Genomic DNA, 9199 nt, shown 5'->3' with positions numbered 1-9199 from the left:
GGCGCCCGACGCGGCGGTCGGCGCCGGCCGGGTCGGACGGCTGGCCGAGCCGCTGCCGGCCGGGGTCTGGCTGGAGCGGGTGGCCGCGGCACTGCCCGCGACGGCGACCGGAGTCCGGCTGGCCGGTGATCCCGACCGGCTGGTGCGGACGGCCGCGGTGGTCGGCGGAGCCGGGGACTCCTACCTCGACGACGCCCTCGGCGCCGGGGTGGACGCCTACCTCACCTCCGACCTGCGTCACCACCCCGTCAGCGAGCTGCTGCAGCGCGACGCCGCCCCGGTGCTCCTCGACGTCCCGCACGCCGCCGCCGAGGCGACCTGGCTGCCGGTGCTGCAACGGGTGCTCCGCGACGCCCTCCCCGACCTCGACGTCACCGTCTCCGCGGTGCGGACCGACCCGTGGACGCGGCACGCCGCCTCCCCCACCGCCGGCTGAGGGGGTTCCGGTGAGGGCCCGCCCGGTCGACCCCCGCGACCAGACCTCCGAGGTCGCCGCGCCGCGGTACCGGGTGGTGTTCTGGACCAGCTCCTCCTCCAGCGAGGAGTGGCAGCTCAGCGAGGCCGACCTCGACGAGGTGCTGTCCTGGGTCGCCGCGCACGGCGACGGACGTCGGCACAGCCTGTGGGTGGAGCTGCCCGACGCGGGCGGCGGCGTCCAGGTCGTCAGGCTCCGGGGGATCGACCCGCCGGCGTCCCCGGGCACATGGCCGTCCTGGGCGCGCGAGGTCGGCTGAGCCGAAGCGCCACCGCACGCAGCCGGTCCCACAGCGCGCTGAGCTTGTCGAAGCGCGACGCAGCCCGCCCTTCGACAGGCTCAGGGCCTTGGGGTGCAGCCGGAGTCCGGACGGTCAGCGCTCGATCGCGCGGCGGTCGTCCACGCCGGCGGAGAGCTGGTGGTACTCCTCCGGGGTCGAGACGCCCCAGATGCTCAGCGGGTGGTCGATCTCGGGGGCGGTCTCGCCGCGGCCGCGGGCGATCAGCCGCGGCACCATGCCGAGCACGAAGATGATCAGCAGGGCCACCAGCGGCAGCCCCACCATGACGAACAGAGCCATCAGCACCGTCGGCTCCTCCACCGAGGGCCACCCCGGGAGGGTGCGCAGGGGCACTAGCATGCTGGTCAGTCCGCTCACAGGCCCTACCGTAGTGCCTGCCGGGAACCGGCGCGCCACCAGACGCCCGACACCGGCACCGCTCCGGGAGGCCTGGCCCGAACCAGCACCGAAGGGGACCTCGTGCCACGACCCTCCGAGCCAGGCACCGGCCCGGACCCGTCCCACCGTCCTCCCACACCACGGCCAGCGGGCACCGCCGCGCCCGCCGGCCGGGTGGTGATGAACGCGGAGGAGATCAACCGCTCGCTGGCCCGGATCGCCCACCAGGTGCTCGAGGCCAACCACGGCGCCCGCGACCTGATGGTGCTCGGCATCCCGACCCGCGGCGTCCCGCTGGCCGCCCGGCTGGCCCGGCTGATGGGTGAGGTCGAGGGCCACCCGGTCCCGACCGGTCAGCTCGACGTGACGATGTACCGCGACGACCTGCGCAGCCAGCCCACCCGGCCGGTCGGGCGCACCGTGCTGCCCGGGGACGTCGACGGCGCGGTGGTGGTGCTGGTCGACGACGTGCTCTACTCCGGGCGCACCGTGGTCGCCGCCCTGGACGCCCTGCACGACCTCGGCCGCCCGGCGGCGATCCGGCTGGCGGTGCTGGTCGACCGCGGTCACCGCCAGGTGCCGGTCCGGGCCGACCACGTCGGCAAGAACCTGCCCACCGCCAGCCACGAGCGGGTCCAGGTGCGGCTGGCCGAGACCGACGACGTCGACGCCGTCGCGATCCTGCGGGACACCCCTGCGGACACGGGCGTCGGGACGGAGGGGACGCGGTGAAGCACCTGCTCTCGGCGGCCGACCTCTCCCTGGACGAGGTCACCGGCATCCTCGACCTCGCCGAGGAGATGTCGCAGGTCCAGAGCCGCCCGGTGAAGAAGCTCCCGGCGCTGCGCGGACGGACCGTGGTCAACCTCTTCTTCGAGGACTCCACCCGCACCCGCTCCTCCTTCGAGCTGGCCGGCAAGTGGCTGTCGGCCGACGTCATCAACGTCTCGGCCAAGGGCTCCTCGGTGTCGAAGGGTGAGTCCCTGCGCGACACCGTGCTCACCGTCGCCGCCATGGGCGTGGACGCCCTGGTGATCCGGCACATGGCCTCCGGCGCCCCGCAGCAGGCGGCGCAGTGGGTGGACGCGCACGTCCTCAACGCCGGCGACGGCACCCACGAGCACCCCACCCAGGCCCTGCTCGACGCGTTCTCGATGCGCCGCCACTTCCGCGCGAGCGATCCGGACTTCGACTGGCGGGACAAGACCGTCGCCGTGGTCGGCGACCTCACCCACTCCCGGGTGGTGCGCAGCAACGTGCTGCTGCTGCGCACGCTCGGCGCGCGGGTGGTGCTGGTCGCCCCGCCGACGCTGCTGCCGTCGGGGGTGCAGAGCTGGCCCGCCGAGGTCAGCACCGACCTCGACGAGGTGCTCGGCAGCGCCGACGTGGTGATGATGCTGCGGGTGCAGCGCGAGCGGATGTCGGGCGGCTACTTCCCCACCGCCCGGGAGTACACCGTCGGCTACGGGCTGACCCGCGACCGGCTCGCCCGGCTCAAGCCCGGCGCGGCGATCTGCCACCCCGGCCCGATGAACCGCGGCCTGGAGATCTCCGCCGACGCCGCCGACAGCGCGGCCTCGCTCGTGCTCGACCAGGTGGCCTCCGGGGTGGCGGTGCGGATGAGCGTCCTGTACCACCTGCTCGGCGGCGACGACGAAGGAGGAACGCGGTGACCCACCCGCCCGTGCTCATCACCGGGGCCCGGCTGCCCGACGGCCAGCCCCGCGACCTGCTGCTGGAGGGTGGCCGCTTCGCCGACCCGACCTCCGCACCCGCCGACGTCCGCCGGGTCGACGCCGACGGCCTGCTCGCCCTGCCCGGTCTGGTCGACCTGCACACCCACCTGCGTGAGCCGGGACGCGAGGACGCCGAGACGGTGCGCACCGGCACCCTGGCCGCGGCCCGCGGCGGCTACACCGCCGTGCTGGCGATGGCCAACACCTCCCCCGTCACCGACACCGCCGAGGCGGCCGAGCACGTCGCCGCCCTGGGACGCCGCGACGGCTGCGCCCAGGTGGTCCCGGTCGGGGCGGTCACCAAGGGCCTCGCCGGGGAGGAGCTGGCCGAGCTCGGGCTGATGGCCCGCTCGGCCGCCGGCGTCCGGGTGTTCTCCGACGACGGCCACTGCGTGCACGACTCCCGGCTGATGCGCCGGGCGCTGGAGTACGTGCGGGCCTTCGACGGCGTCATCGCCCAGCACGCCCAGGACCCGCGGCTGGCCGGCCCGGACGCCTGCTGCCACGAGGGCGAGATCTCCGGACGGCTCGGGCTGGGCGGCTGGCCCGCGGTGGCCGAGTCGACCATCGTCGCCCGCGACGTCCAGCTGGCCCGGCTGACCGGCTCCCGGCTGCACGTCTGCCACGTCTCCACCGCCGAGACGGTGGAGGTGCTGCACTGGGCCAAGGGCCTCGGCATCGCCGTCACCGCCGAGGTCACCCCGCACCACCTGCTGCTCACCACCGAGGCGGTCACCGGCTACGACCCGACGTTCAAGGTCAACCCGCCGCTGCGTCCCGACGAGCACGTCACCGCGCTGCGCCAGGCGCTGGCCGACGGCACCATCGACGCCGTCGGCACCGACCACGCCCCGCACGCCCGCCACGACAAGGAGCACGCCTTCGCCGACGCCGCCTTCGGCATGGTCGGGCTGGAGACCGCGCTCGGCGTGGTGGCCGCGACCATGGTCGAGACCGGGCTGATGGGCTGGGAGGACGTCGCGGTGCGGATGTCGACCACCCCGGCCCGGATCGCCGGGCTGGCCGAGCAGGGACGTCCGCTGGCCGTCGGCGAGCCGGCGAACCTGGTGCTGGTCGACCCGTCCCGGCGCACCCGGGTGGACGCCGCCGACACGCTGTCGCTGTCCCGCAACAACCCCTACTCCGGCCTGGAGCTGCCCGACCCGGTGGTCGCCACCTTCTGGCAGGGCCGCCCCACCTTCACCCGTTGACCGGCTCCGCGGGAGCGCCGGCGGCGAGCCGGGCGCGCAGCAGCGGCAGCAGGTCGCGGCCCTGGCGCTCGATCTCGGGCAGGTAGGGGGTGTCGGAGAGGATGAAGTGGCCGATGCCGAGGTCGGCGTAGCGGCCCAGCGACTCCGCCACCTCCTCGGCCGACCCGACCAGCCAGGTGCTGCCCGCGCCACCGCCGCCGTGCAGGCCCGGCGCGGTGTAGAGCCGCTCGTCCAGCACCTCGCCCCGCTGCGCCAGCTCGACCAGCCGGCGCTGCCCGACCGCGGACCGCCAGCCCTCGTGCTGGGGCGACCGCTGCCGCGCCGCCATCGCGGCCACCCGGGCCTCGGCGTCGGCCCAGGCCTGCTCGCTGGTGTCGCGGACGACGGTGGTGATCCGCAGCCCGAACTCCAGCGGCGGGTGCCTGCGTCCCAGCTCGTCGGACAGCCGGCGCAGCCGCGCGATCCGCTCCGCCAGCGCGTCGCGGGTCTCGCCCCAGAACAGCTGGACGTCGGCCTCGGTCGCCGCCACCCGCTCCGCCGCCTCCGAGGCACCGCCGAAGTACAGCGGCGGGTGCGGACGTCCCGGACGCGGACGCACCCGCGGGCTGACCGTGGACCCCGCCACCTGGAAGTGCTCACCGGCGAAGGTGACGTCCTCCTCGGTCCACAGCCGTCGCACCAGCTCCAGGAACTCGCGGGTGCGCGCATAGCGCTCGGCCGGGTCGCGCTCGGTGTCGCCGTAGGCCTCCAAGGAGTCCCGCCCGGAGACGATGTTGATCCGCAGCCGGCCCCCGCTGAGGTGGTCCAGGGTGGCGGCGGTGGCGGCGAACTGGGCCGGTCGCCAGTAGCCGGGCCGGACGGCCACCAGCGGTTCGAACGTGGTCGTCCGGGCGGCCAGCGCGGTGGCCACCGTGACGGTGTCCGGCCGGCCCCACCCGGCACCGAGCAGGGCGCCCTCCCAGCCGTGGCGTTCCAGGGCGCGGGCGTGCTCGGTCAGGGTGTCGAGACTGTTGTGGTCGTCGGTCGCGGTGTCGCCGCGGTGACCGGGTTCGGTCTGGTTGGGGATGTACCAGAGCAGGGACATCTCGTCGTCCTCCGGGGGTCGGCCGGCGCCGGGGGCGCCGGGGTGGGGCAGGGTCAGATCTCGTACTCGATGAGCCGGTGGTAGCCGCGGTTGCGGTAGACCAGCGGCTCCCTCGGGGCGACGGAGGCCGAGCTCGCCGCGACCACCACCAGGTGGCTGGAGCCGGCCTCGACCCGGGCGGTGATCCGACCGCTGATCCAGCCGGCCGTCCCCACCAGCACCGGTTCCCCGGTCGGCAGCCGGTGCCAGTCGGCGTCGGCGAACCGGTCCACGCCGGGGGTGGCGAAGGTGGCGGCCAGGTCACGCTGCTCCTCGGCCAGCAGGTTGATCGCGACCCGGTCGGCGCGGGTCAGCGCCGGCCAGCAGGAGGAGGTGCTGCTCACCGAGAACGCCACCACCGCCGGGTCGGCCGAGACCGAGATCACCGAGGTCGCGGTGAACCCGGCGGGACGTCCGCCGTCGTGCAGGGTGACCACCGCCACCCCGGCCGGGTGGCCGCGGAACAGCTCGGTGAAGGTGGCCGGGTCGAGGGCGGCCTGGTCGGGCCGGGCGGAGGCCAGCCCGGGCACGGGCGCGCTCACCGCCGGAGCTCCGCCGAGACGAAGGAGGCGTGCCATGCCGCGACCGCCTCGCCGGGGGCGGCCAGCTGGCGCTCCCCCACCGACAGCCCGGGCAGCACGTCGGCCCCGAGCTCGCGCAGCACGTCGTCGAGGTGCTGCTGGGTCTGCACCAGGTGGGCCCCGGAGGCGGCGACCACCACCGGCAGCACGGTGACGCCGGCCAGCCCGCCGGCCGGCAGGTGGTCGAGGAAGACCTTGAGCAGCCCGGTGAAGGAGCCCTTGTAGGACGGCGTCGCGAGCACCGCGAGCTCGCTGCCGGTGAGCGTCCGCAGCGCGTCGGCGACCGCCGGCGCGGCGGGGTCGAGGACGTCGCCGCCCAGCCCGGCCAGGTCGATCTCGGCGAGGTCGGTGTCGGGGTCGAGCTGGGTGGCGGCGAGCCGGGCCAGCGCGAGGGTGCGCGAACCGGGCCGGGGGTTGCCGGACAGGACGGTGGTGGGCACGGTGGTCCCTTCCAGGAGGAGGTCGAGGGGCAGGGCGGGCGAGGTCATCCGGCCACCACCTCGGCGGCGGCCGCGGGCACCGGACGGGGCAACCCGTAGTGCTCGTGCAGGGTGCGACCGGTGTACTCGCGGCGGAACAGCCCGCGGTCGCGCAGGATCGGCACCACGTGCTCGACGAAGGTGCGCAGGTCCCCCGGCAGCGCGGGCGGCATGATGTTGAAGCCGTCGGCGGCACCGGTGGTGGCCCACTCCTCGATCGTGTCGGCGACCTGCTCCGGCGTGCCGGTGAAGGTGTGGTGGCCGCGGCCGCCGCCGAGCCGCAGGATCAGCTCGCGGACGGTCAGCCGCTCCGAGCGGGCCAGGCTGACGATCAGGGTGAACCGGCTCTTGGCGCCCTCGATCTCGTCCTCCGAGGGCAGGTCGTCGGGCAGCTGCTCGTCCAGCTGCAGCCGCTCCAGCGGCACCCGCAGCGTCCGGGCGAGCTGGGCCCGGGCGAACTCGGGCTGGACGTGCTCGTCGAACAGCGCGGCCCGCTGCCGGGCCTCCTGCTCGGTGGAGCCGAGCACCGGGACGATCCCGGGCAGCACCTTGACCCGTTCGGGGTCGCGGCCCTGCCGGGCGGTGCGCCGCTTGAGGTCGTCGTAGAAGGCGCGGGCGTCCTGCACCGTCTGCTGGGCGGTGAAGACGGCGTCGGCGTGGCGGGCGGCGAAGTCCTTGCCGTCCTCGCTCGAGCCGGCCTGGACCAGCAGCGGACGGCCCTGCGGGCTGCGGGAGACGTTGAGCGGGCCGTGCACCGCGAAGAACTCCCCGCGGTGCTCGATCGGGCGGACCCGGTCGGGGTCGGCCCACACCCCGCGCTCCTTGTCGGCGAGCACGGCGTCGTCGTCCCAGCTGTCCCACAGCCGGCGGCAGACCTCGACGAACTCGTCGGCCCGCCGGTAGCGGTCGCGGTGGCTGGCCTGCTCATCGAGGTTGAAGTTGCGGGCGGCATCCGGCCCGGCGGTGGTGACGATGTTCCAACCGGCTCGTCCGCCGCTGACGTGGTCGAGGGAGGCGAAGCGGCGGGCCAGGTTGTACGGCTCGTTGTAGCTGGTCGACGCGGTGGCGATCAGCCCGATCCGCGAGGTGACACCGGCCAGCGCGGTGAGCAGCACGGTCGGCTCCAGCACGCTGGAGGGCCGGCGGGCGGTGCTGTGCAGCACCGGGGAGTCGGCCAGGAACAGCGAGTCGAAGGTGGCCTCCTCGGCCAGCCGGGCGAGCTGGACGAAGTGGTCGAGCCCGGTGGCGCCGACGGCGTCGGTCTCGGGCAGGCGCCAGGCGGCCTCGTGGTGGCCGGCGCTCATGAGGAACGCGTTGAGGTGGAGCTGGGTCATCGGGAACTCCTGGAGATGGGAGGAGAGGTCAGGGGGTGGGCGGGACGCCGAGCTGCTCGAGCAGGGTGGCCCGCAGCCGGGCGAAGGCCGGGTCGTCGTGGCGGCGCGGCTGGTCGAGGTCGACCCGCTGGTCGAGCACCAGCCGGCCGGAGTCGAGGACGACCACCCGGTCGGCCAGCACCACGGCCTCGTCGACGTCGTGGGTGACGAGCAGCACCGCGGGCTGGTGCACCTCGCAGAGCCGGTTGAGCAGGACGTGCATCCGGATCCGGGTGAGCGCGTCCAGCGCGCCGAAGGGCTCGTCGGCCAGCAGCAGCCGGGGCTCGCGGACCAGCGAGCGGGCCAGGGCGACCCGTTGCTGCTCCCCGCCGGAGAGCTCGTTCGGCCAGGACCGCTCCCGGCCCTCCAGCCCGACCTCGGCCAGCGCCCGGCGGGCCCGGCCGCCCGCGTCGGCACCACGGACCCCGAGCAGCACGTTGTCGAGCACCCGGGCCCAGGGCAGCAGGCGGGCGTCCTGGAACACCACCGACAGGTCCTCGGGTGCGCTGATGTCCCCGCTCCCCTCGACCCCGTGGTCGAGCCCGGCCAGGGCGCGCAGCAGGGTGCTCTTGCCCGAGCCGCTGCGGCCGAGGATCGCCACGAACTCACCCGGGGCGATGTCGAGGTCGAGGTCCTCCAGCACACGGTGCTCACCGAACCGGCGGGCCAGTCCGCGGATCCGGACACCGTCGGTGCCGGTCGTGCTCAGTCCGCCAACGTGCGTCGCCATGACAGGACCTTTCGGGAGAGGGAGCGGACGGCGATGTCGGAGGCCAGGCCGAAGACCGCGTAGACGGCGAGCCCGACGAAGATCACGTCGATCTGGCCGTAGTTGCGGGCCAGCGTCATCATGTAGCCGATGCCGCTGGTGGCGTTGACCTGCTCGACCACCACGAGGGACAGCCAGGAGCCGGTGACGGCGAAGCGGAGCCCGAGCAGGAAGCCGGGCAGCGCCCCGGGCAGCACGACCCGGCGGACGAACTCGGGCCGGGACAGCCGCAGCGTCTCGGCCAGCTCGACGTAGCGGCTGTCGATCCCGCGCAGGCCGTTGTGGGTGTGCAGGTAGATCGGCACCAGGACGCCCAGGGCGATGGTGATGATCTTCATCGGCTCCCCGATCCCGAACCACAGGATGAGCAGCGGGATCAGGGCCAGGCTGGGGATGGCCCGCTTGAGCTGGACCGGCCCGTCGATGGCGACCTCGCCGACCCGGCTCAGCCCGGACACCACGGCGAGGACGACCCCGGCGACGAGTCCGATGCCGAGCCCGGCGGCGGCCCGTCCCAGCGAGACGAGCAGGTCGGCCTGCAGCGAACCCCGGGCGATCAGCTCGGCGGTGGTGGCCGCGATCGTCCAGGGGGCGGGGAGGATCCGCGGGTCGATCAGCCCGACGGCCGACCCGGCCGTCCAGATCCCGAGCAGGACCAGCGGGCCGAGGACGACGTGGCCGGGCAGCGAGCGCCCGGGGGCGAGCCGGCGGGTGGTCCGCCGGGGCGGGGCGGCGGGGCCGGCGACCGCGGCGCGGTCGGCGGTGGCGAGGGT

The 9199-nt window shown here is 75.0% G+C and carries 12 protein-coding genes; 5 read left to right on the top strand and 7 right to left on the bottom strand.

All coding sequences use genetic code 11. The annotated features are described in order from the left end of the window. Together DVA66_RS13190 and DVA66_RS13185 are read left to right on the top strand one after the other, a co-directional pair. The coding region (locus DVA66_RS13190) for a Nif3-like dinuclear metal center hexameric protein (RefSeq protein ID WP_198671738.1) at nucleotides 1–436 on the top strand (436 nt) is incomplete at its 5' end. Nucleotides 437–446: 10 nt separating this feature from the next. Then, complete coding sequence (locus DVA66_RS13185) at nucleotides 447–734, top strand: hypothetical protein (protein ID WP_114560504.1); 288 nt, start codon at nucleotides 447–449, stop codon at nucleotides 732–734. A gap of 114 nt (nucleotides 735–848) precedes the next feature. On the opposite strand, the gene DVA66_RS13180 is transcribed toward DVA66_RS13185, so the two are convergent. Beyond that, on the bottom strand, nucleotides 849–1115 hold the full coding sequence (locus DVA66_RS13180) for a hypothetical protein (protein WP_157973986.1): 267 nt from the start codon (nucleotides 1113–1115) through the stop codon (nucleotides 849–851). A gap of 213 nt (nucleotides 1116–1328) precedes the next feature. Between DVA66_RS13180 and pyrR the strand changes: the two genes are divergently transcribed. The 3 genes from pyrR to DVA66_RS13165 are packed head-to-tail and all read left to right on the top strand — an operon-like array spanning nucleotide 1329 to nucleotide 4101. After that, nucleotides 1329–1886 carry a bifunctional pyr operon transcriptional regulator/uracil phosphoribosyltransferase PyrR gene (gene pyrR, locus DVA66_RS13175; protein WP_269801623.1) on the top strand — a complete coding sequence of 186 codons (558 nt, stop codon included), beginning with the start codon at nucleotides 1329–1331 and terminating at the stop codon, nucleotides 1884–1886. After that, nucleotides 1883–2827 carry an aspartate carbamoyltransferase catalytic subunit gene (locus DVA66_RS13170; protein WP_114560501.1) on the top strand — a complete coding sequence of 315 codons (945 nt, stop codon included), beginning with the start codon at nucleotides 1883–1885 and terminating at the stop codon, nucleotides 2825–2827. Before pyrR ends, DVA66_RS13170 begins: the two co-directional genes overlap by 4 nt. Then, nucleotides 2824–4101, top strand: a complete 1278-nt coding sequence (locus DVA66_RS13165; protein WP_114560500.1) for a dihydroorotase — start codon at nucleotides 2824–2826, stop codon at nucleotides 4099–4101. The genes DVA66_RS13170 and DVA66_RS13165 overlap by 4 nt, the downstream gene beginning before the upstream one ends. Here the strand turns inward: DVA66_RS13165 and DVA66_RS13160 are convergent. From DVA66_RS13160 to DVA66_RS21950, 6 genes are all read right to left on the bottom strand, one after another. Next, the gene (locus DVA66_RS13160; RefSeq protein WP_114560499.1) at nucleotides 4091–5185 is read right to left on the bottom strand and encodes an LLM class flavin-dependent oxidoreductase; all 1095 of its coding nucleotides are present in this window, start codon (nucleotides 5183–5185) and stop codon (nucleotides 4091–4093) included. The two genes, DVA66_RS13165 and DVA66_RS13160, sit on opposite strands and share 11 nt — an antisense overlap. 53 nt (nucleotides 5186–5238) lie before the next feature. Beyond that, complete coding sequence (locus DVA66_RS13155; RefSeq protein ID WP_198671736.1) at nucleotides 5239–5766, bottom strand: flavin reductase family protein; 528 nt, start codon at nucleotides 5764–5766, stop codon at nucleotides 5239–5241. Then, the gene (locus DVA66_RS13150; RefSeq protein ID WP_114560497.1) at nucleotides 5763–6293 is read right to left on the bottom strand and encodes an NADPH-dependent FMN reductase; all 531 of its coding nucleotides are present in this window, start codon (nucleotides 6291–6293) and stop codon (nucleotides 5763–5765) included. The genes DVA66_RS13155 and DVA66_RS13150 overlap by 4 nt, the downstream gene beginning before the upstream one ends. Then, entirely contained in the window at nucleotides 6290–7618 is a 1329-nt protein-coding gene (locus DVA66_RS13145) for an LLM class flavin-dependent oxidoreductase (RefSeq protein WP_114560496.1), read from the bottom strand. The genes DVA66_RS13150 and DVA66_RS13145 overlap by 4 nt, the downstream gene beginning before the upstream one ends. Nucleotides 7619–7646: 28 nt before the next feature. Further along, complete coding sequence (locus DVA66_RS13140; RefSeq protein WP_114560495.1) at nucleotides 7647–8387, bottom strand: ABC transporter ATP-binding protein; 741 nt, start codon at nucleotides 8385–8387, stop codon at nucleotides 7647–7649. Further along, nucleotides 8363–9199, bottom strand: an 837-nt coding sequence (locus tag DVA66_RS21950; protein WP_157973985.1) for an ABC transporter permease, incomplete at its 5' end; no start/stop codon positions are given. The genes DVA66_RS21950 and DVA66_RS13140, both read right to left, overlap by 25 nt.

Source organism: Desertihabitans aurantiacus (assembly GCF_003344635.1).
Taxonomy (GTDB): Bacteria; Actinomycetota; Actinomycetes; order Propionibacteriales; family Propionibacteriaceae; genus Desertihabitans; species Desertihabitans aurantiacus.
This window is presented reverse-complemented; position numbering and strand designations above follow the sequence as displayed.

Coding starts and splice junctions, on each gene's coding strand:
- DVA66_RS13160 (WP_114560499.1), bottom strand. CDS start 5,185: ATGTCCCTGCTCTGGTACATCCCCAACCAGACCGAACCCGGTCACCGC.
- DVA66_RS13180 (WP_157973986.1), bottom strand. CDS start 1,115: ATGCTAGTGCCCCTGCGCACCCTCCCGGGGTGGCCCTCGGTGGAGGAG.
- DVA66_RS13145 (WP_114560496.1), bottom strand. CDS start 7,618: ATGACCCAGCTCCACCTCAACGCGTTCCTCATGAGCGCCGGCCACCAC.
- DVA66_RS13150 (WP_114560497.1), bottom strand. CDS start 6,293: ATGACCTCGCCCGCCCTGCCCCTCGACCTCCTCCTGGAAGGGACCACC.
- DVA66_RS13140 (WP_114560495.1), bottom strand. CDS start 8,387: ATGGCGACGCACGTTGGCGGACTGAGCACGACCGGCACCGACGGTGTC.